This is a genomic window from Stenotrophomonas sp. PS02298, from assembly GCF_029959445.1.
Lineage (GTDB): Bacteria > Pseudomonadota > Gammaproteobacteria > Xanthomonadales > Xanthomonadaceae > Stenotrophomonas.
Window position 1 is genome coordinate 1 of record NZ_JASCOR010000054.1, and the last position, 19,611, is coordinate 19,611.

Below are 19,611 nucleotides of genomic sequence, written 5' to 3' on the forward strand. Positions count from 1 at the left end.
GAGCCATGCTCGGCTGGGACCTTCCCGGTAATACCCCAGCCGAGCATGGCTCGGCTCTACAAACCAAAAAAAAGCCCCGCTATGCGGGGCTTTTCATCAGCGCGCCATCGCGCGGGTCTGTTCCAGCTCTACCTGCAGGGTAGACGCCAGCTCATCCCTGGCAACTTCGAACTGCTGCTCACGGAGCAGATCCTTCACTGCGACCACGCCACGCGCCAACTCATCCTCACCAGCCAACACCACGAAGCGGATACCGGCCTTGGCCGCGTACTGGAACTGCTTGCCGATCTTCTTCGGCTCCATCTGCACTTCGGTATTGATGCCCCCGGCCCGCAGGCGACGGGCGATATCCAACGACTGCGGCATCGCCGCCTCGTCCATCAACGCGACCATCGCGTGCACGCTGCTTTCGGCGATTCCATCGATAAGATTGGCCTCGCGCAGCTGCCAGAACAGTCGGGTCAAGCCGATCGAGATACCAACGCCCGGCAACTTGGACTTGGTGTAGTGGCTTGCCAGGTCGTCATAACGGCCGCCCGAGCAGATCGAGCCGATCTGCGGGTGATCAACCAAGCTGGTCTCGTACACCGTGCCGGTGTAGTAATCCAAGCCACGCGCGATGGAGAAATTCAGGCAATACGCGGTTTCCGGCACGCCCAGTGCCTTCACCAGCTCCAGCACTTCACGCAATTCGGCCGCACCGGTACGCAGCGATTCGCTGGCCGAGTCGCCTGCAGCAGCCAACACCGCGTCGATCTGCGCCAGCGCATCCGCATGCGAGCTGGAGCGGACCTCGACGAACGACAGGATGCGCTCAACGGCGTCAGCCGGCAGTCCGAAATCCGGACCAACCAGGGTTTCACGCACATAGTCCGGGCCGCGCTTGTCGAGCTTGTCGACCTCGCGCAGCACCAACGCCTGCTGCCCTGCATCCACAACGCCCTGCGCTTCGAAGAAACCACGCATCAGCTTGCGGTTGTTCAGCTGAACGGCGAAGTTGCCGATGCGCAGCTCCGAGAACACTGCGTAGATGACGGCCAACACCTCCGCGTCGTAACGGATGCTCAACGTGTCCTTGCCGATCACATCGACGTCGCACTGGTAGAACTCGCGGAAGCGGCCACGCTGGGCACGTTCGCCACGGTAGACACGCTGCATCTGGTAGCGACGGAACGGGAAGCTCAAGTCGTGCTCGTGCTCGGCCACGTAACGGGCCAGCGGCACGGTCAGGTCGAAGCGCAGCGCCATCTCCGGCAGGCCGCCCTTGTCGGCCGACTCGGCGGCATTGGCCAGCGCACCGGTGGACTGCACGAAGTACACCTGGCGCTCGGTCTCGCCGCCAGACTTGGTCAGCAGCACATCGGACAGCTCGAACACCGGGGTTTCCACCGGCAGGAACCCGAAGCGCTCGTAGTTGCGGCGGATGACGTCCAGCATGCGCTGGAACGCGATCTGCTCGCGCGGCAACAATTCCATGATGCCGGGCGGGGTACGGGGCTTGATCACGGGCAAAACTCCTGCAACTCAATAGGGGGAACGGTCGCCAATTCTAGCCGCACACCGCCCGTCTGGCCGCATGAAGTACAATTTGGGGCACCCTCCCCCCTGCTGTAGACATGTCCCGGCCAGCCCAAGGCACCGAGCAATACCCCGTTTCGTCTGTTGCCCCCGAAGGCAATGGCGGGCGCGAGTGCCTGCAGTGCTCGGTCCGCCATCTATCGGTGTGCTCGGCCCTGTCCTGCGATGAGGTACATGCGCTGGAGCAGATAACCGTCTCCACGCCAGTCGCCATGGGCACTACGCTGGCGCGTGCCGGTGAGCCGCGCGCTTATGTCTATACAGTAACCGAGGGCGCGCTGCGCTTGGTGCGCACCCTGGCCGATGGGCGCCGCCAGGTGAACGGCTTCGTACTGCCGGGCGATTATCTGGGCCTGAGCGGCAGCGACCACCATCGCTACGATATCGAGGCCATTGCCGACAGCCGGGTCTGCCGGGTGCCGACCACGCAGATGCGCGATCTGCGCCAGCGTTACCCGCACCTGGAACGCAAGCTGCTGCAACGCGCCTGCCAGGAGCTTGACGCAGCCCAGGACAACGCACTTGCACTGGCCCGCCTGCAGCCGCCGGAACGGCTGGCCGACTTCCTGCTGCGCCTGGCTGCCCGTGAGGCAACCTTGAACGGCCGCAGCAGCAACCGGGTTTCCTTGCCGATGGGCCGCGGCGATATCGCCGACCATCTTGGCCTGACCATGGAAACCGTGAGCCGTACTTTCACCAAGCTGCGCCAGCAGGGCCTGATCGCCCTGCCCCACCTGAACGTGGTGGAGATCCTGGATTTCGCCGAACTGCAACAGCTGGCCAACGACGAATTCTGACGCCTCACCTGTAGAGCCGAGCCATGCCCGGCTGAAGCATTACCGGTGAAGCCTCCTGCCGAGCATGGCTCGGCACTACCTCCTACAACAGCTTTTCGCGCAGGGCCAGGTAATCCGGTGCGCAGGGTTCGGCGTGGGCGGGACGCTTCAACAGCTCGGCCAGCGCAGGCGGCACTTCTACTTCACGACCGATCAACGGCTCGACCACCGACTCGAATTTGGCCGGGTGCGCGGTCGCTGCCACCGCCCAATGCTGATCCGGCGCTGCACTGCCATTGGCACGCAGCTGCTCCAGAACGTGCACCGCCGTGGCGGTATGCGGACAGAACACTTCGCCGTACTCACCATGGCGGCGAGCGATGGTCTCGCGGATGGCGGCATCGTCCACCGCCTGCGAGGTGAAGGCAGCGCGCAGTGCTGCATCATCGCCCTTGTACAGCCAGCGCAGTCGTTCGAAATTGCTCGGGGCACCTACGTCCATCGCATTGGCAAGCGTGGCGACACTGGACTTCGGCGCGTAGTCACCGCCATTGAAGTACTCAGGCAATACACGGTTGGCATTGGTCGCCAGCACGATACGCCCCAACGGCACACCCAGCGCGCGCGCCATCACTGCCGCCATCGCGTTGCCAAGGTTCCCGGTGGGAATGACGAAATTCAGCAGTGCGCCGTGCGCGGCCTGATGGCTCAGCGCCGCGTGTGCGTAGTAGCTCATCTGCGGCAACAGGCGGCCGAGGCTGATGCTGTTGGCCGAGCTCAACGGCACCCGCGCCTGCAGATCGGTATCGCCCAGCGCCTGCTTGGCCATGGCCTGGCAATCGTCGAACGACCCGGCCACGCGCAGCGCGCGGATATTGCCGCCCAGGCAGCCAAGCTGATGCGCCTGACGCGGCGATACACGCCCATCCGGGTACAGCACCACGACTTGAAGGTTGGGCTGATTGTGGAAGGCTGCAGCGACAGCAGCACCGGTGTCACCAGACGTTGCGACCACGATGGTCAGCGGACGCTCCTGCCCTGCACGCAAGCGCGACAGGCTCGCAGCGAGGAATCGCGCACCGAAATCCTTGAACGCCGCAGTGGGACCGTGGAACAGCTCCAGCACATGATCGTTGCGGGTCGCCAAGGCCTGCAGTGGCGCCGGGAAGTCGAAGGCTTCGCTGCAGATCTTCGGTAATTCGGATGCCAGGGTGTCGTCAGCGAAGAAGGGCTGCAGCAGCTCGGTAGCGGTCGCGGCGAGCGTGTCGCCCAACTGCAAGCTGCGTACGGCCGGCATCGTTTCGGGTACGTACAAGCCACCATCAGGTGCCAGACCGGCCGCAATGGCCTGGCTCAGCGTAGCGGCGGGGGAAGCGTTGCGGGTGGAGATGAAGTTCATTCGGAAATCCGCGAAATGGTTGGTGTGCTGCTCTGGACTCGAGACCCGCGCAAGGATCCCCCTCACCCCAACCCCTCTCCCGATGGGAGAGGGGCTATCAGGCTTAGAGCAGTCTGGCTCCGGGGCTGTTGATCGGGCTTACCCAGCTTTGGCTGTCGAAACCTGCCGCAGCGAAGGCCGCCTGCACCTTGGGCGCGGCAGCCAATGCAGCGTCACGGTCTTCAAACCAGGCAAAGACACTGGGGCCTGCGCCGGAGATGCTTGCACCCATCGCGCCTGCAGCCAGAGCGGCGGCCTTTGCCGCGTCGAAGCCGACAATCAGGGGCGCACGCCGCGGTTCGACCAGAACATCGGCCAAGCCCGCCCGCACCAGGCCCGCATCGCCGGCATGGCAACCGGCCAGTACCAGGGCCAGATTGCTGCTCTGCGCGACAAACTCCTTCAGTGCATAGCTGCCCTGCAACGCCTCCCGTGCGCGCCGCGTTTCCAGCAACGCATCCGGATGCACCAGCAGGCTATGCCAGTGCGCGGGCACCGGCACCGGCACCAATCGCTCCAAGGTAGAGAGCACCAAACCACCGAGGAACATCGGGCCAAGGTTGTCGCCGTGGCGGCTGCCACTGGCCACCGCCTCGCCTTCCAATGAGTACTTGTAAAGCTGCTCGCGGCTCAGCGGCACATCAAGCAAGGCATTGGCAGCGACCAAGGCCGCCACACAGGACGCGGCCGAGCCGCCCATGCCTGAGCTCAGCGGTATGCCCTTGTCGATCTCCACTTCGAAACCGAACGGCAGCGCCAGCGCCTCGCGCAAGGCAATCAGCGCCGCACCTGCGGTATTGCTGGGCGCATCCAGCGGCAACTCCACCGTCGAACCGCGAATGGCGACGATGCGCACTTCCGGCGCATCAATGCGACGTACCGTAACCGTGTCGCCAACGTCAGGCACTGCATAGCCCAGCAGATCAAATCCGACCGCCACATTGGCCACCGACGCCGGCGAGAATGCCCGCGCCTGGCGTGCCGCGGAACTGTTCAACACGCCGCTCACAATCGCGCTCCCTCGCCCGCCGCCACTCGCAGCACATCGGCAAACACGCCGGCGGCCGTCACCTCCGGGCCAGCACCCGGGCCCTGCACCACCAAGGGGTTGTCGCAGTAACGACGGGTGGTGAACTGCACCACGTTGTCGGTCAGGCGCAGGTTTGCGAAGGCATGTTCACCGGGCAGCTCCACAAGGCCGACGCTGGGCTGCTGCCCCGGCTTGAACTGGGCGACATAGCGCAGCACATTGCCGCGCGCCCGCGCATCGGCCAGGCGTTGCGCAAAGCTCGCGTCCACTTCATGCAGGCGTGCCATGAAATCGTCGACGCTCGCGCCCTGCAATGCAGCGGGCACCAGGCTTTCCACTGCCACGTCTTCCAGGCTCAACTCATACCCGGCTTCGCGGGCGAGGATCACCAGCTTGCGGGCCACATCCACACCGGACAGGTCGTCACGCGGGTCCGGCTCGGTGTAGCCCATGCCACGCGCCTGCGTGACCAACTCGGAGAACGGCACGCTGCCATCGTATTTATTGAACAACCAGGCCAATGTGCCGGAGAAAATGCCGGCGATCGCCGTCACGTCATCACCGGTATCGACCAGATCGCGCAGCGTGGTGATCACCGGCAGACCCGCACCCACCGTGGCTTCGTAGCGGAAGCGTGCGCCGGTAGACGCCGCCGCCTCGCGGATCGCCTGGTAGCGTGCCAGCGGACCGGAGCCTGCCTGCTTGTTCGGGGTGACCACATGGATGCCGGCGGCCAACCAGCCGGCATAGCGATCGGCGACTTCGGCACTGCCACTGCAATCGATGATCAGCGTATGCGGCAGACGCGCCGACAACAGATGCTCGGTGAACAGATCAAGATCATTCGGCAACGCTGCCGAGTCGAATGCGGCCTTCCAGTTGCCGTGCATGCCACGCTGGTCGAGCACCATGCGGTTGCGCGAAGCGACTGCACGAAGGCGCAGGTCCAGCTTGGCCCTGGCCAGCAGCGCCGCTTCGGACGCATACAACTGCTCAAGCAAGGCTGCGCCGACATTGCCCGGCCCGATCACGCCGACCGAGAAGGTCTGTGGCGACAACCAGAAGCCCGCGTGCGCGGCGCGCAGCGCCTTGGTCGCATCGCAGGCCTCGATCGCGACCGAGATGTTGCGTTCGGACGACCCCTGCGCGATGGCCAGGATATTGACCTGTGCGCGACCCAGCGATTCGAACAGACGTGCGGCAACGCCCGGCTGGCCGGCCATGCCATCACCCACCGCTGCAAGCACGCTTACCCCGCGGGTGAGCTGCACGCGCTGCACCTGGCCCGCTGCCAACTCGTGCGAGAACGCCTGGGTCAGTGCGTCACGGGCGAACTCTGCCTCGGCCTGCTTCACCACGCAGCAGATCGAATGTTCCGAGGAACCCTGCGAGATCATCACCACCGACACATGCGCGTTGCGCAGCGCCGAGAACACGCGTTCGGCGGTACCTGGCACACCGATCAGGCCGGTACCTTCGACATTCAATACCGCAAGATCCGCACTCAGGGTCAGGCCCTTGATCGGACCACCGCTGGAGCTGTCGGCGGTGATGCGGGTACCCGGATGATCCGGATGGAAGGTGTTGCGGATGATGATCGGCAGACCGCGCTCGATGGCCGGCGACATGGTCTGCGGATGCACCACCTTGGCACCGAAGTAAGCCAGTTCGCAGGCTTCGTCATAGCTCAGTGCGTCCAGTTGCACTGCTTCCGGAACCACCCGCGGGTCAGCCGAGAGCACGCCATCGACGTCGGTCCAGATATGCAGTTCGTCGGCGGCAAACAAGGCGGCAAAGATGGCGCCGGAGAAATCACTGCCATTGCGCCCCAAGGTGGTGATGTTGCCCTTGCGGTCGCGGGCGACAAAACCGGTAACCACCAGCCGCTGCGCCGGATGCGATTCGCGCCACAACGCCAGCTTGGCAGCGCTGGACTTCCAATCGACATCAACGCCAAGCTCGCCATGGTTGACCACCAGAACGTCGCGCGCATCCAGAATGTCGGCGTCTTCGCCCAAGGCCTGCAGGTGGTGACCCAACAGGTGGGCCGAAAACACTTCGCCCAGGCCCTGCACGCGGTCCAGCACTTCCTGCGGCAACTCACCAATCACGGCCAACGCAGCCAGAATCTCGCGCAGACGCTCGAAACGCGCATCCAGCCATTCGATGGTCAGCCCGGAGTGCTCTCCCAGCAACGCCACGGCGGCACCACGATGGCGCGCCCGCAACTCATGCCAGCGCTCATCCCAGGCCGGGTCCGCTGCTGCCGCAGCCTTGGCCAGGCCGATCAACGCATCGGTCACGCCCTTCATCGCCGACACCACGGTCACCTGCACGGTCTCGTCGCGGGCCAGCAACAGCTGCGCCACATGACGGTAACGCTCGGCATCGGCGACTGAAGTGCCGCCGAATTTGTGCACCACGGTGCGAACGGCAGCGTTCGCGGCGGAATCGGCGGGAGAAGCAGCAACTGACGACATCGGAAGAACCTCGGCTGGAGGCCCCGACACGCATCTTGATGGGGTTCCCCCGCATCCTGATCCGGGTGCGGGGCCGTGGTTTTCGGAAATTACGCGAAGACGACGGGCCGCACCGGGCTAATGGTGACGGTAATAGTGGTGGTGGTAATGGCGCCGCCGAACCCGGCCACGCGCACCTGGCCGCCGGAAGGCGACTGCAAGAGGCTGACGAGGGGCTGCGGGCTGCTCATGGCCTTCAAGAGACAACAGCCGGGATCAGGCTGTCAAGTGCTGCGTTGCAAAAACACAGATAAAGGCAACGTCGCCAAACCTGCAGCTAAAAGTTGCAAATGTCATCAAGCGCGAACGTCGCGCATTTAACCGACAAGCAGCGCGCAACAGCTGGTTCACTACAGCGGGGGCTGCCTTCGGAACATGCAGGCCAACTATCGCCCGCAAGCAATCGAAAGCAGCACCGCTGTCCCGCTTTCGCCACCTGACTGCGCAGGATTCTCAGGCCGAAGCTGGCGCTACCGCCTTCGGCCGGTGCGCCGCGGCGCTCCACACCACGCCGACCAGAAGGCAGAGCGCAGCAACGATCTCGATCGCCACTGGCCAGCGCTGCTGCCACAGGAAGCCGTAGAGCAGCCCGAACAAGGTCTCGAACACGATCATCTGCCCGCCCAGGGTCAGCGGCAGCGCGCGGCTGGCGCGGTTCCAGCAGGCATTGCCCAGGATCGAGGCAAACACCGCCACCGCAGCGGCCATCGCCCAGAAGCCCGCCCATTCGCGCCCCGTATGGCCTGCCCCGCCATCGACGAAGGCGAGCGGCGCCAGCAGCAAGGCCAGACCGCCGGTTGCCACACCCGTCAGCAGCGACCAATCGTGTCCGGATACATCGGGCACCTTGGCCAACCAACGGGTATTGCCCACCGAATAGGCCGTCCACGACAACAGCGCGCCGACCCCGCACAGCAGCCCGATCAAGCGCTGGCCCGGGTTGCCCTGGACATGGGTGGAGCCCATGGCTTCGACCCCCATCAGCACCACGCCGGCTACGCACAGCACCAGCGCCGGGGCCAGGCGGATCAGCGGGACAGCGCCTGGCTCGCGCGCACCAACCACCGCTACCAACACCGGCACCATGCCAACGATCAGCGCCGCCGCCGCGCCGCCACTCCAACTCCATTGCACGCATAGCGACAGCAGCACGAAATAGATCAGATTGCCGAGCAGGCTCAACCACGTGAGCGCCGTCCATTCGACCTTGCCAATGCGGGCACGCAGCGCCGGCCAGCGCGGCACCAGCAATACGATCGCGATCAGCCCATAAACCAGATACCGCGCCGCAGCCAGCTGCAACGGAGAGAAATCCGACAATACTGCGGGCGCAAGGAACACCAGGCCCCACAGCGCCCCCGAGGCCACACCATTGGCGATACCGCCCGCCATCCGATCTTTCATCAAACCACCCACGTCCTCAGCAACCGCCACAGTTTCCGACCACTGCAGCCCTGTGTATTGACCCAGGCTTCGCCGCTTTTGACCCTGGCTACGCCTGCAACTGCCGCCGGTAGCGTCCCGGGGTGATGCCAAGTTCGCGGCGCATGGCCCGGGTGAGCGCACTCTGGTCGGAGTAGCCAGCCTGCTGTGCAATCCGTGCCAGTGGTAGTAGACCTTCGGCGATCCGCTGCTTCGCCCATTCCAGGCGTTGGCGCTGCAGCCACTGGACAGGGCTGCAGTCCAGTTCACGACGGAACGCTGCGTGCAGTGCGGTCAGGCCCAACCCCGCCTCATTCGCCATGCGCGCCAGCGACCAGTCCTGCCCCGGGGCAAGACGGATCCGCTCGCACAAGCGCTGCAGGCGCCCATCGCGGCGTTGTCGGCCCTGCGCGAGAACCGCATCCAGCAGCAATGGCAGCACTTTCCGCGTCAGCGCCGGCGCCAACTGCGCCCGCCCCTCCGCCGCCTGCTCCACATAGGCCAGCAGATGCCTCGCCGCCGGAGGCAGAACAAAGAATGGGCGTTGCCGCCCGGTTTCCAGCTGCGCGTCGTCCAGCCGCGATGCGTCGCAGTCCACGATCAGGAAACGGTTGCGCCCCTGCGCCTGCTGCACATGCAAGGCACCGGGCGCGACAAACGCCGCACGCTGCGGATCCAGCCAACCACCGCGCCCCTCCACCTCAAGCTCCAGCATGCCGTGCAGCGGCAGGACCAGCTGCACATGCGCATGCCGATGGCCATGACCGGTACAGCCATAGCTGCGGAAGCTCAGGGAATCGTCTGCATGCATAGCGGGCACCGCGGAACAGGCAGTGCGGCGCTGGGCCGTCGGCCATGCGAGAGTGGTGGCCCCGACACGATTCGAACGTGCGACCTGTCCCTTAGGAGGGGACCGCTCTATCCAACTGAGCTACGGAGCCGAATACGCAAGGATACAACCAAGCGTGAACATGGACAAAGTCCTGATATCGTCCTGATCTTCGCAAACGACACAGTCGACGCTGCCGGTTCAGAAAGCAATGTCGACCAGAACGGTATCCACATAGCGTCCCACAGGCACCGGGGCCTGATCCGCATAGACCTTCGCGTTGTAGTTGAAGACCTGCCTGCCCACGCCCGCACCGGGGCCCGGATTGACATCAGCGCCGGCGCTGGAGCGCCGCTCGGTGTCCACGCTGCCCCACCGTATACCGCTGACACCCTGGAACAGACCGTAGGCCAGCAGCTCCCCCTGTGCCGAACGCATGTTGCGCCGTGCCGCCGCCAGGTTCTGCCCGTCCCCCAGGCCGACGCTGTAGGCACTGCCTTTGGTGCAGGTAACCGAAATGCTGCCGTTGACCACGGCAAATGCCGAGGGAAGCGCAGCAGTACCGAAATCCAGATCCGGCGCAGCGATACTGCAGTCGTTCTGCACCACCAGTTTGACCGGGACCGTCGTCACCCCACTGCCGGTGTCATATGACGAGCAGACCCCGCCACCCGAGCTGGCCGTACAGTAACGCCACTCCCAGGCCAGGGTCGCGGTGTCCTCGTAATTGCCTGCGGCGACATTGCTACCGCCAGCTGCCGCAAGATACAACGGCATCGCCTTGCCGCTTGCACTCTGCAACAGCCCCAGTGCATCGATTACACCCTGCCCAACCAAGTCCAATGGCACCGCAGGGATCAATGCTGCGCCGTTGTTCCTGTCCGCCGAGGCGTACAGCTGGTAGTTCAATAAATCCCCAGTCGGCCCCAGCAAGCCAGCGTTGGCAGAACTGAAGGTCACGCGGAAATAGGTGTCCTGCGCCTCCCAGGGCTGCAGGGCCTGACCGCTGCATTCGATGCCTGCGTCACGCGTGGAGGTCGTCTGCGCCGCGGCACCCAAGGCAACAGAGCCCACTGCCCCGAAATCCGCGGATTGTGCATTGCCCGTTGAACACGCCGCCGCGGCCTGCCCCGTTCCCGCACACACCAGGAACAACCCCACCACACGCGCCAGCCCGCTCATCGGCACACCAGGGGGGCAGGCATCATCACCGCTGCGTCGTCGTCATCGGCCTTGAACATCGCCACGCAACTCTCTCCACTGGCCTGCAATACCTGAAGATGATTGACCTCGTCCAGACGCTCCAGATACACCAGCCCGTCCCAGCCAATCACCGTGTTCACCCCGCTTTCCACATGCTGCACGCGCGTACCCATTGGCAGCACCACCCCCTGTGCATCAGTGAGAACCACACTGGCGGCGCGGGAACGGACAACCGGGAACTCCAACAGATAGCCACTGCGCGCACGCACCATCACGCGCGCCTCCACCAGCGCACTGCGCACATCCGCTGACGATCCCAACAGGTCGATCTCGTACTTGCCCGGATAGTAGGCGCTGGTCCATGGCACCAGCAGATGCCCGCTGGCGCCGGTGCGGCCGACCTCCTGGTTTTCGTAGCGCACGGGGATCCCTGCCTGGCCCTTGGTGCTGACCACCACGAATGCGTCGTCCACGCGATTGCCGGCAAACATCCGCCCATCCATCCACACCGCCGAGCCGCTGACATCGGCCCAACGGGTCATGTTGGAACGGCTGCCGTAGGTGCCTGCCTGCACCTGCAGCAGGTCACCGCGCCAGGTCGCATCCAGCTGACGGTAGTCCTCGTCACCGCCATGCGCATAGCCAAGGTTGAAGCCGAAGCCGCCGCTCGTGGGTGCCTGGCGCCCATAGTTCACGCGTTCAACCCGGTCCCCGTTGTTGTCACGCTCGGCGGACAACGCCAGCGTGGCCCGCCCGCCCATCGGCACCATCACCTGCGCCATCGCCGCCCAGCCATGGGCATCAAGATCCCGATTGGCCGACATGTACAGGCTCATCCCTGACCGCGACGAACGGGTCCAGGACAGATTGAGCAATCGGCTGCGCGAGTTGTCCGCATTGCGGACATCGAAATAGCCAAGACCAGCGCTGCCCCAGGTACCCATACGGAGGCTGGCGGTCGCCTGTTGGCTGCCGCGACTGGTGCGCAGCGTCTGGGCATTGATCGCGCCCAGATCCGCATAGCCGGCCTGCCGCTGCATGCGCTGATAGCTCAGGCTGTAGCGGGGAGCGTTGAACTGGTAGCCAAACGCGAGCTGGCGGGCCTGTCGTCCATTGAAGTGGCTCTGGCTCACTGCCGCGTTCACAACACCGGCGTTGGCCACGCGCAGGTTGGCACCGGCGCCGGCCAACGACAGCTGCCGTGCGGCTTCGGCGTGCCCTTCCAGTGTCAGCCAGTCCGCCACGCCGTAACGCAGTGTGGCGCTTCCCGCCGCCTTGCCGTAGCTGAAATTGCGGATGCCGTAGTCTTCGCGCAGATTGCCTGCTGCCACCGAGAAATCGACCAGCCCCGGCTGCAACAGCCGGGTGCTGACGTAGAACGGCAGGGTCGTCGAGACCTGCCGGCCCAATGCGTCAGTAGTCACCACCACCGCTTCGCCGGCGCCGTTGATCAGCGGAATGTTGGTCAGCGTATAGGGGCCGGGGCTCAGCTGCGTACTGGATGATTTATAGCCATTGACGAACAGGTCCAGCGCGGTCGGCACGGCCACCTCGCCGGCAAATTGCGGCAACGGATAGGTCACAAGATCCGGCCGCACGCTGAAATCACGCGAGAACTGCACGCCGCCCAGCCGCACCGAGCTGCTCCACGGCAACGCTGCGGTGATCACATCACCGGCTTCATAGCTCAGCAGCCGGGTCTCGTCGGAGTAGCGCCAAGTGGTGTCGTAGCGCAGATACCCCTCCTGCTGCCCCTTGCCGCCGCTGAGGATGTGGCGGAACTGCCCGGTATTGGTCAGGCTGCCTGCAGCACCGAAGACACGCAGCTCGTTCCAGGCTGCCAGGTAACTGCCGCCAAGGTCGACGTCACTTGCGTAGATGTCGTAGTTGAACATCGCACCCGGGCTTGCCTGCGCCGCCATGCGCGGTGCCGTGGCGCGATAGCTGATGGTCTGCGCGGCCAACCACGCAGGCGGCACCTCCAGCACCAGCCGCAGCAGCGCCCGGTCGTAGTGCGCCTGCAGGCCAGGCACATCGTCCAGCGCAATGTCCTCTGCGGCCGGCTGCGGCAGGTTGATACCGGCACCGGCCAAAGCCGCCGCGCTGGCATGGAGCCGCCCGCCCCGCTCCTCAACCACAATCTGTTGACCCGTTTCCACCTGGTTGACCACCAGATCCAGATGCAACGGAAGCGGTGCGGCGTCCTGTGCATCGAACGCTGGCAGCGGCAACCCCACCGCCGCAGCCGGCAATGCCGGCACCACGCCCAATGCCAGCAGGTGCATCCACAGACCATGCCGCACGGCGCGGGACAAGCGTCCGCACGGTGGTGCAGCCCACTGGCAACCGTTCGTCGCCCCGCCCCCCGTACGCCCAAGCGCCACGCGGCTGACGCCTCGCTCATTCAACATCATGCGAACCGTCACTCAAGGACAAAGCGTTGCGGCTGCTGGGTGCCATTGACCCGCACCAACAGCGCTGCGGGATGGCCTTCGGCTGCTGGCAGTGGCCAGCGCATGCTTGCGCCCGGCAACACGTAGCCCATCAAACCGTCGTGCAACAGCTGCTGCCTGCCGCCCTGTTCGACGGAAGCTTCGGTCAACCGCGCGTGTATTGGCCCGTCATTGCGAACCTGCAGATAAGCCTTGCCGTCCACGCTGACCTGCTGCACCCCGAGCTGCGGACGCACCTGCGCACCGCTTGCATCGCGTACCCCTTGAGCCGCGTCACCGGCTGTCAGGCCCGCACCATAGACAAACAACGGAATGACATAGCGCATATTGAAACGCACCCCGGGTGCGGCAGTTGCATCGGTCGCCACCGTTGTCGGGATCTCGTCGATCATCACCCGGAATGCCTGCTGCTGACCTGCAGGCGTCGGCGTCATGCGGGTGATACGTACCAGCTGCTTCTGCCCGGGCTCGATCTGTGCGATCTGCGGGATGCCGATCACCTGGCGTTGGTTCTGGTACTGGTCATCAAAATCCTGTTGCGACCACGCCAGTACACGCACCTGCAGGCTGACCGGGCTATCGCCCTTGTTCTCCAGCCACAACGCCGTGCTCTGCTCACCCTCTGCCAGCACCGGATCCACCGGCCAGATCAGCACCGAACTTGCGGCACGCGCGCCACCAACCGACAACATCGACGCAGCGAGCACAACGGCCGCCGCCAGATACCTAATGAACAACATTCATCCCCCTGAGAACCGCACTCACCAGATCAATTGAACCTGCAACACATCGCTGTACATACCCGCGGGCGACTGTGCCGGCACACTCAACTCCGCATGGATGGGCAGCGTCACCACGCCTGCGCCGCCCAGCGGCACGGGCACGGATTGATCTACCGGCAGTAGCACGCCTCTGGCTGCGTCGCTGAACAATTGATAGGGGATGCGCTCACCACCGCCGTCGCGCTGCAGCTGGCGGCCGTGCTGTCCGCCGTCCACCTGCATCGACAACTGCATGCCCGGTGTACACCTGATCTGCACCGTGCTGGACAAGCTGGCAGCGGCGGGCTCGGTGTTCAGCGCAGCCCGCGTGCCGTAATCAAGTGTCCCCCACTGGCCGGCGGCCACCTCGCAGCCGCCAACGACCTCCGCACTGACCTGCATGTCGGCGCGGGGCGCAGCGATCACCTCACCGGTCAATGCAGCCAGATATGCAACCACCAGAACCGGAAGCATCCACCGCCTCACGATCAAAAGGACAGTTCCACCGAAATAACGTCCGTGTACGTCCCTGGTGGCAGCCCTGCCTTGCCCACTGCCTTGCCATACAGATTGACTGTCTGTGCAGCACCGCTACTGGTAGGCAAGGTAATCGTGCCATTGATCGGCACAACAGTGCTTAGACCCGAATCAGCGTAAAGGTCATAAGGAACAAAGTTGCCCGACCCGTCCGTCAATGCCCGCGTGCCGCCGGAGGACTGCCCATCATTGCTGCCTGCCTGGATCCGCATCACCGGAATGGCACCATTCGAACACAGTATCGATATCGCGCCACCACCAGCTGCAAGCACCTGCGCTCCGGCCTGGGTGAAAAGCGCCGTTTGCGTACCGAAATTCAAGGCACCAAAATTTGCATTGGTTGATGCGGTCGAGCCATTCACCTGGCAGGAGCTGATCAGCACCAATGAAGAATTGATCCGGCCGGTGACGGTGCCAGCCTGTGCCATCGAAGCGAACAGCAAGCCGCCAGCGAACAGTGCAACGCGGATGTTCCTGTATTTCATTCGAACTCCCCATTTGAGCGGTAATACAGGCAGCCGTGCGCCACCTGCGATCTGCCTACCCTAGCGGACCTGCGTAAGAGCAAATCAGAACGACAATTCGACGGCTATCGAATCGGTATAAGTGCCTGGCGGCAAGCCCGCTGCCGCCGTGACCTTGCCGTAGAGATTCAAGGTCTGTGCCGCGCCATTGCTGACCGCCAGGTTGATGATTCCTTCTATCGGCAACAGATTGTTGAAACCGGCATCCGTGTACAGGTCATAGCCGACATAGTGACCCGCACCATCGTGCAATGCCCTGCTGCCTGTCGATGCCTGACCGTCATTGCGGCCCGCCCGCATCTTGAGCACCGGAACGAATCCTGCCGCACAGCGGATGCTCATGGCGCCCCCATCAGGTTTCAACACCTGGGTACCGGCCGGCTGCATCAACGCACTGGTGGCCCCGAAGTTCAACGAACCAAAATCGAGGTTGGAACTGGCGGTCGTTCCGTTGACCTCACATGCAGGCACCACCGTCAATGAACTGTGTATCTGCCCACTGATCCCAGGCGCAGCATGACCTGCGGAGCTCAGCAGGAGTCCGCACAGCGCCAAGCCCAAACTGCTTTTCAAATGATGCATCGACCCCTCTTCCATCCGTGTGCCACAAACGTGCCTGCATGAAACACTACGGACGTAAGAGAGGGGCCTGCTTGAGGCCGGGGCTGCGCAGCAGCCACCGGCCCGGGCGGATCACGCGATGTCCAGCACCGGGAACGCCTTGACCATATCGTCCAGCGCCTTGATCTGCGCCAGGAAAGGCTCCAGCACATCCAACGGCAATGCACTTGGGCCATCGCAGCGCGCGTTGTCCGGGTCCGGATGCGCCTCAAGGAACAGGCCGGCAATGCCAACGGCCATGCCGGCACGGGCAAGTTCGACGACCTGGCGACGACGGCCACCGGAAGCTTCGCTGCCAGCGTCGCGGCGCTGCAGGCTATGGGTGACATCGAAGATCGCCGGCAGCCCGCCGGTGGCTTCGATCATCTCGCGGAAGCCGAGCATGTCCACGACCAGGTTGTCGTAGCCGAACTGGGCACCACGCTCGCACAGGATGATCTGCTCGTTGCCCGCCTCGCGGATCTTGCTGACGATGTGCTTGATCTGGGTCGGGCTGAGGAACTGCGGCTTCTTGATATTGACCGCGCGGCCGGTGCGGGCGATGGCCGTGACCAGATCGGTCTGGCGGGCCAGGAAGGCCGGAATCTGCAACACGTCGACTACTTCAGCAACCGGCGCGGCCTGCGCCACTTCATGCACGTCGGTGATCACCGGCACGCCAAAGCGCTGTTTGACCTGCTCGAAGATGCGCAGCCCTTCTTCCAGGCCGACGCCACGGAAGGAGGTGATCGAGGAGCGGTTGGCCTTGTCGAAGGACGCCTTGAATACGTACGGGATGCCCAGCTTGCGGGTGACCTCCACGTAGCGCTCGGCGGCATAGAGGGTGGAATCCAGGTCCTCCAGCACATTCAGCCCACCAAACAGCACGAAGGGCAGCTTGTTGCCAACCACTACCCCGTCCGAAATCGTCACGTTCATCTGTCTATCCTGTTCAAGCCGGGGAAACCCCTATCAAGGGTGGCGAATATGGCCGAAAACGGCCGCCAGCAACAGGGTTTGCAGCCACGTTAAAGGCAACGCCCGTCATCCGCACGGTCCTTGCCTCCGGCACAACCCGTCCCATCAACCCAACCAAGCCGCACGGGGCCAATCGGTTCACTCTGATACTATGTAGTACTCACTCCGTCGCCCCCACCCGCAGTTTCCGACGGCGCCAAAATAACGTTAAGAAACAGGAGTTTGAATGTCTTCCGAGCTGCTCAAGGCCTTGGCGCTGGATGCCACCAACGCTGGCACCTACATGGGCAACGGGGAATGGTCCGCCGCCACCGGCGCGGGCGTCCTCAAGCCGCAGAACCCGACCACCGGCGAAGTGATCGCCGAGGTCCAGGCGACGACCGAAGCTGACTACGAAACCGTCATCGCCCGCGCGCAGGAAGCCTACAAGGTATGGCGCACCACCCCGGCACCGCGCCGCGGCGAAGCCGTGCGTCTGTGCGGTGAAGCACTGCGCAAGCACAAGGACGCACTGGGCTCGCTGGTCGCGCTGGAAATGGGCAAGTCCAAGCCGGAAGGCGACGGTGAAGTGCAGGAGATGATCGACATCGCCGACTTCGCACTGGGCCAGAGCCGCATGCTGTACGGCTACACCATGCATTCCGAGCGTCCCGGCCATCGCATGTACGAGCAGTACCACCCGCTGGGTCTGGTCGGCATCATCTCGGCCTTCAACTTCCCGGTTGCGGTGTGGAGCTGGAATGCGTTCCTGGCTGCCATCTGTGGCGATATCTGCATCTGGAAGCCGTCCAACAAGACCCCGCTGACCGCCATTGCAACGATGAAGATCTGCAATGAGGCGCTCGAAGGTGCTGGCTTCCCGAACCTGTTCTTCCTGATCAACGATGCCGGCACCGCGCTGTCGGAGAAGATGGTCGACGATCGCCGTGTGCCGCTGATCTCCTTCACCGGTTCCACCCAGGTCGGCCGCACCGTCAACCAGAAAGTTGCCCAGCGCCTGGGCCGCTGCCTGCTGGAACTGGGCGGCAACAACGCCATCATCATGGACGAGACCGCCGACCAGAAACTGGCCGTGCCGGGCATCGTGTTCGGCGCCGTCGGTACTGCCGGCCAGCGCTGCACCACCACCCGCCGCCTGATCGTGCATGAATCCATCTACGACAACGTGCTGGCCACGCTGATCAAGGCCTACAAGCAGGTCGAGGGCAAGATCGGTGACCCGACCGACGCCGCCAACCTGATGGGCCCGTTGAACAGCCCGGAAGCCGTGCAGCAGTTCCTGGCCTCGATCGCCAAGGCCAAGGCTGCCGGTGGCACCGTCGAGACCGGCGGCACCGCCATCGACCGCGCCGGCAACTTCGTGCTGCCGGCGATTGTCACCGGTCTGAAGAACAGCGATGAAATCGTCCAGCACGAGACCTTCGCGCCGATCCTGTACGTGATGAAGTACAAGACCCTGGACGAAGCCATCGACATGCAGAACGGCGTGCCGCAGGGTCTGTCCTCGTCGATCTTCACCCAGAACCTGAAGACCGCCGAGAAGTTCCTGTCGGCTGCCGGCAGCGACTGCGGCATCGCCAACATCAACATCGGCACGTCCGGTGCCGAGATCGGTGGCGCCTTCGGCGGCGAGAAGGACACCGGCGGTGGCCGCGAATCCGGTTCGGATGCATGGAAGGTCTATATGCGTCGCCAGACCAACACCATCAACTACTCCGACTCGCTGCCGCTGGCCCAGGGCATCAAGTTTGATCTTTGATGGTGCCTGCCTTGGCTTTGGTCGGGGCGTTGGAACGGGAGAGTGCTGAGCTGAAAAGCCTCCCCTCACCCCAACCCCTCTCCCGCGCGCGGGAGAGGGGCTTAATTCGCTGAAACGGAGTTCCCGATGAGCATTCCTGCACCTCGCCAGACCAGCAGCTACGCCGTGATCAGCCTGGTCGCCGGCATCCTTGGCTGGACCCTGTTACCGGCCATCGGCAGTATCTGCGCCATCATCTTCGGCCATATGGCACGTGGCGAAATCCGCCGCAGCAACGGTCAACTGGAAGGCGATGGCCTGGCCGTGGCTGGGCTGGTGCTGGGCTGGCTGGCCACCGCGCTGTGGCTGATCGGCATCATCTGTTTCATCGCCATCCTTGTGTTCTTCGGTGGCCTGGCTGGCCTCGCGGCGATGCACTCCTGAGGCCGGCATGGGGCAATCCGATTCAACCCAACGTTTCAGCAGCCGGGTAGCAGACTATGTGCGCTATCGCCCGGGCTATCCGTCCACGCTGCTGGAATGGCTGCACCGCGATATCGGCCTGCCCCGCTCTGCCCTGGTCGCCGATATCGGTTCCGGCACCGGTATCTCCAGCGAGCTGTTCCTGGCTGCAGGCCATCCGCTGATCGCGGTTGAGCCCAATGCCGCAATGCGCGCCGCCGCTGAACAATGGCTGCTGCCCGGATATCCGCAGCTGCAGTCCGTCGCCGGCACCGCCGAGGCCACCACCCTGGCCGACCACAGTGTTGATCTGGTCGCGGCCGCGCAGGCATTCCACTGGTTCGATACCAATGCGGTACGCCGCGAATGGATGCGCATCCTGCGTCCGGGCGGACTGGCCCTGGTGTACTGGAACTCACGCCTGCTCGATGCCTCGCCGTTCCTCGCCGGTTACGAGCAGCTGCTGCTGGACTACGGCACCGACTACACCGAGGTCGCCGAGCGCTACCAGGACGACCAGACCATGCGCGACTGGTTCGGCGATGGGCTGCGCGGCCTCGTCCACCTGCCGAATGTGCAGTTCCTGGACTACGACGGCCTGCGCGGCCGGCTGCTGTCTTCCTCGTACGCGCCGCAAGCCGGCCACGAACGTCATTCCCCGATGCTGGAGGCCCTGCAGCGCCTGTTTGATGCGCATGCGGTCGATGGCAAGGTTGCCTTTGAGTACCAAACCCGCGCCTTTGTTGGCACGCTGAACTGAGCT

Annotated in this window: 18 protein-coding genes and 1 tRNA gene; 4 read left to right on the forward strand and 15 right to left on the reverse strand. The window is 64.2% G+C overall.

All coding sequences use genetic code 11. From position 1 onward, the window contains the following. Positions 1-96: 96 nt before the first annotated feature. Positions 97-1,506 carry a histidine--tRNA ligase gene (hisS, locus tag QMX78_RS10005; RefSeq protein ID WP_282268980.1) on the reverse strand — a complete coding sequence of 470 codons (1,410 nt, stop codon included), beginning with the start codon at positions 1,504-1,506 and terminating at the stop codon, positions 97-99. Between the two features lie 110 nt (positions 1,507-1,616). On the opposite strand from hisS, the gene QMX78_RS10010 reads away from it, so the two are divergent. After that, positions 1,617-2,375 (forward strand): helix-turn-helix domain-containing protein, encoded by a 759-nt coding sequence (locus QMX78_RS10010; protein WP_282268981.1) that lies wholly within the window; start codon positions 1,617-1,619, stop codon positions 2,373-2,375. Positions 2,376-2,457: 82 nt separating this feature from the next. Here the strand turns inward: QMX78_RS10010 and thrC are convergent, their stop codons facing one another. From thrC to kdsA, 14 genes are all read right to left on the reverse strand, one after another. Continuing rightward, positions 2,458-3,753 carry a threonine synthase gene (gene thrC / locus QMX78_RS10015; RefSeq protein ID WP_282268982.1) on the reverse strand — a complete coding sequence of 432 codons (1,296 nt, stop codon included), beginning with the start codon at positions 3,751-3,753 and terminating at the stop codon, positions 2,458-2,460. Between the two features lie 103 nt (positions 3,754-3,856). After that, a complete protein-coding gene (locus QMX78_RS10020) occupies positions 3,857-4,792 on the reverse strand; it encodes a homoserine kinase (protein ID WP_282268984.1) in 936 nt (311 codons plus the stop codon). 5 nt (positions 4,793-4,797) lie between these two features. Next, on the reverse strand, positions 4,798-7,302 hold the full coding sequence (gene thrA / locus QMX78_RS10025; RefSeq protein WP_282268986.1) for a bifunctional aspartate kinase/homoserine dehydrogenase I: 2,505 nt from the start codon (positions 7,300-7,302) through the stop codon (positions 4,798-4,800). A gap of 89 nt (positions 7,303-7,391) precedes the next feature. Further along, positions 7,392-7,532 (reverse strand): hypothetical protein, encoded by a 141-nt coding sequence (locus QMX78_RS10030; protein ID WP_282268988.1) that lies wholly within the window; start codon positions 7,530-7,532, stop codon positions 7,392-7,394. Positions 7,533-7,794: 262 nt separating this feature from the next. Next, on the reverse strand, positions 7,795-8,745 hold the full coding sequence (locus QMX78_RS10035) for a DMT family transporter (protein WP_282268991.1): 951 nt from the start codon (positions 8,743-8,745) through the stop codon (positions 7,795-7,797). An 88-nt stretch (positions 8,746-8,833) separates the two neighbouring features. Beyond that, positions 8,834-9,574: an AraC family transcriptional regulator gene (locus tag QMX78_RS10040; protein ID WP_282268994.1), complete on the reverse strand. Its 741-nt coding sequence runs from the start codon at positions 9,572-9,574 to the stop codon at positions 8,834-8,836. A 53-nt stretch (positions 9,575-9,627) separates the two neighbouring features. Beyond that, positions 9,628-9,704: transfer RNA gene (locus QMX78_RS10045), tRNA-Arg, on the reverse strand. 89 nt (positions 9,705-9,793) lie between these two features. After that, the gene (locus tag QMX78_RS10050) at positions 9,794-10,774 is read right to left on the reverse strand and encodes a spore coat U domain-containing protein (protein ID WP_282268996.1); all 981 of its coding nucleotides are present in this window, start codon (positions 10,772-10,774) and stop codon (positions 9,794-9,796) included. Further along, a complete protein-coding gene (locus tag QMX78_RS10055) occupies positions 10,771-13,110 on the reverse strand; it encodes a fimbria/pilus outer membrane usher protein (RefSeq protein WP_282268998.1) in 2,340 nt (779 codons plus the stop codon). Before QMX78_RS10055 ends, QMX78_RS10050 begins: the two co-directional genes overlap by 4 nt. 107 nt (positions 13,111-13,217) lie before the next feature. Beyond that, a complete protein-coding gene (locus QMX78_RS10060; protein ID WP_282268999.1) occupies positions 13,218-13,988 on the reverse strand; it encodes a molecular chaperone in 771 nt (256 codons plus the stop codon). 21 nt (positions 13,989-14,009) lie between these two features. Further along, positions 14,010-14,483, reverse strand: a complete 474-nt coding sequence (locus QMX78_RS10065; protein ID WP_282269001.1) for a spore coat U domain-containing protein — start codon at positions 14,481-14,483, stop codon at positions 14,010-14,012. A 14-nt stretch (positions 14,484-14,497) separates the two neighbouring features. After that, positions 14,498-15,031 (reverse strand): spore coat U domain-containing protein, encoded by a 534-nt coding sequence (locus QMX78_RS10070; RefSeq protein WP_282269003.1) that lies wholly within the window; start codon positions 15,029-15,031, stop codon positions 14,498-14,500. 84 nt (positions 15,032-15,115) lie between these two features. Further along, a complete protein-coding gene (locus QMX78_RS10075; protein ID WP_282269005.1) occupies positions 15,116-15,667 on the reverse strand; it encodes a spore coat U domain-containing protein in 552 nt (183 codons plus the stop codon). Between the two features lie 96 nt (positions 15,668-15,763). Then, on the reverse strand, positions 15,764-16,609 hold the full coding sequence (gene kdsA / locus QMX78_RS10080; protein WP_282269007.1) for a 3-deoxy-8-phosphooctulonate synthase: 846 nt from the start codon (positions 16,607-16,609) through the stop codon (positions 15,764-15,766). Between the two features lie 265 nt (positions 16,610-16,874). Between kdsA and QMX78_RS10085 the strand changes: the two genes are divergently transcribed. The 3 genes from QMX78_RS10085 (at position 16,875) to QMX78_RS10095 (ending at position 19,608) form a co-directional block, all read left to right on the forward strand. After that, the gene (locus QMX78_RS10085) at positions 16,875-18,407 is read left to right on the forward strand and encodes an aldehyde dehydrogenase family protein (protein ID WP_282269009.1); all 1,533 of its coding nucleotides are present in this window, start codon (positions 16,875-16,877) and stop codon (positions 18,405-18,407) included. Between the two features lie 126 nt (positions 18,408-18,533). Then, complete coding sequence (locus tag QMX78_RS10090; protein ID WP_282269011.1) at positions 18,534-18,830, forward strand: DUF4190 domain-containing protein; 297 nt, start codon at positions 18,534-18,536, stop codon at positions 18,828-18,830. A 7-nt stretch (positions 18,831-18,837) separates the two neighbouring features. After that, positions 18,838-19,608 (forward strand): class I SAM-dependent methyltransferase, encoded by a 771-nt coding sequence (locus QMX78_RS10095; RefSeq protein ID WP_282269013.1) that lies wholly within the window; start codon positions 18,838-18,840, stop codon positions 19,606-19,608. The last annotated feature ends 3 nt before the right edge of the window (positions 19,609-19,611 follow it).

Coding starts and splice junctions, on each gene's coding strand:
- QMX78_RS10050 (WP_282268996.1), bottom strand. CDS start 10,774: ATGAGCGGGCTGGCGCGTGTGGTGGGGTTGTTCCTGGTGTGTGCGGGA.
- thrC (WP_282268982.1), bottom strand. CDS start 3,753: ATGAACTTCATCTCCACCCGCAACGCTTCCCCCGCCGCTACGCTGAGC.
- QMX78_RS10075 (WP_282269005.1), bottom strand. CDS start 15,667: ATGGAAGAGGGGTCGATGCATCATTTGAAAAGCAGTTTGGGCTTGGCG.
- QMX78_RS10085 (WP_282269009.1), top strand. CDS start 16,875: ATGTCTTCCGAGCTGCTCAAGGCCTTGGCGCTGGATGCCACCAACGCT.
- thrA (WP_282268986.1), bottom strand. CDS start 7,302: ATGTCGTCAGTTGCTGCTTCTCCCGCCGATTCCGCCGCGAACGCTGCC.
- QMX78_RS10035 (WP_282268991.1), bottom strand. CDS start 8,745: ATGAAAGATCGGATGGCGGGCGGTATCGCCAATGGTGTGGCCTCGGGG.
- QMX78_RS10040 (WP_282268994.1), bottom strand. CDS start 9,574: ATGCATGCAGACGATTCCCTGAGCTTCCGCAGCTATGGCTGTACCGGT.
- QMX78_RS10065 (WP_282269001.1), bottom strand. CDS start 14,483: ATGCTTCCGGTTCTGGTGGTTGCATATCTGGCTGCATTGACCGGTGAG.
- kdsA (WP_282269007.1), bottom strand. CDS start 16,609: ATGAACGTGACGATTTCGGACGGGGTAGTGGTTGGCAACAAGCTGCCC.
- QMX78_RS10060 (WP_282268999.1), bottom strand. CDS start 13,988: ATGTTGTTCATTAGGTATCTGGCGGCGGCCGTTGTGCTCGCTGCGTCG.
- QMX78_RS10095 (WP_282269013.1), top strand. CDS start 18,838: ATGGGGCAATCCGATTCAACCCAACGTTTCAGCAGCCGGGTAGCAGAC.
- QMX78_RS10070 (WP_282269003.1), bottom strand. CDS start 15,031: ATGAAATACAGGAACATCCGCGTTGCACTGTTCGCTGGCGGCTTGCTG.
- QMX78_RS10030 (WP_282268988.1), bottom strand. CDS start 7,532: ATGAGCAGCCCGCAGCCCCTCGTCAGCCTCTTGCAGTCGCCTTCCGGC.
- QMX78_RS10010 (WP_282268981.1), top strand. CDS start 1,617: ATGTCCCGGCCAGCCCAAGGCACCGAGCAATACCCCGTTTCGTCTGTT.
- QMX78_RS10090 (WP_282269011.1), top strand. CDS start 18,534: ATGAGCATTCCTGCACCTCGCCAGACCAGCAGCTACGCCGTGATCAGC.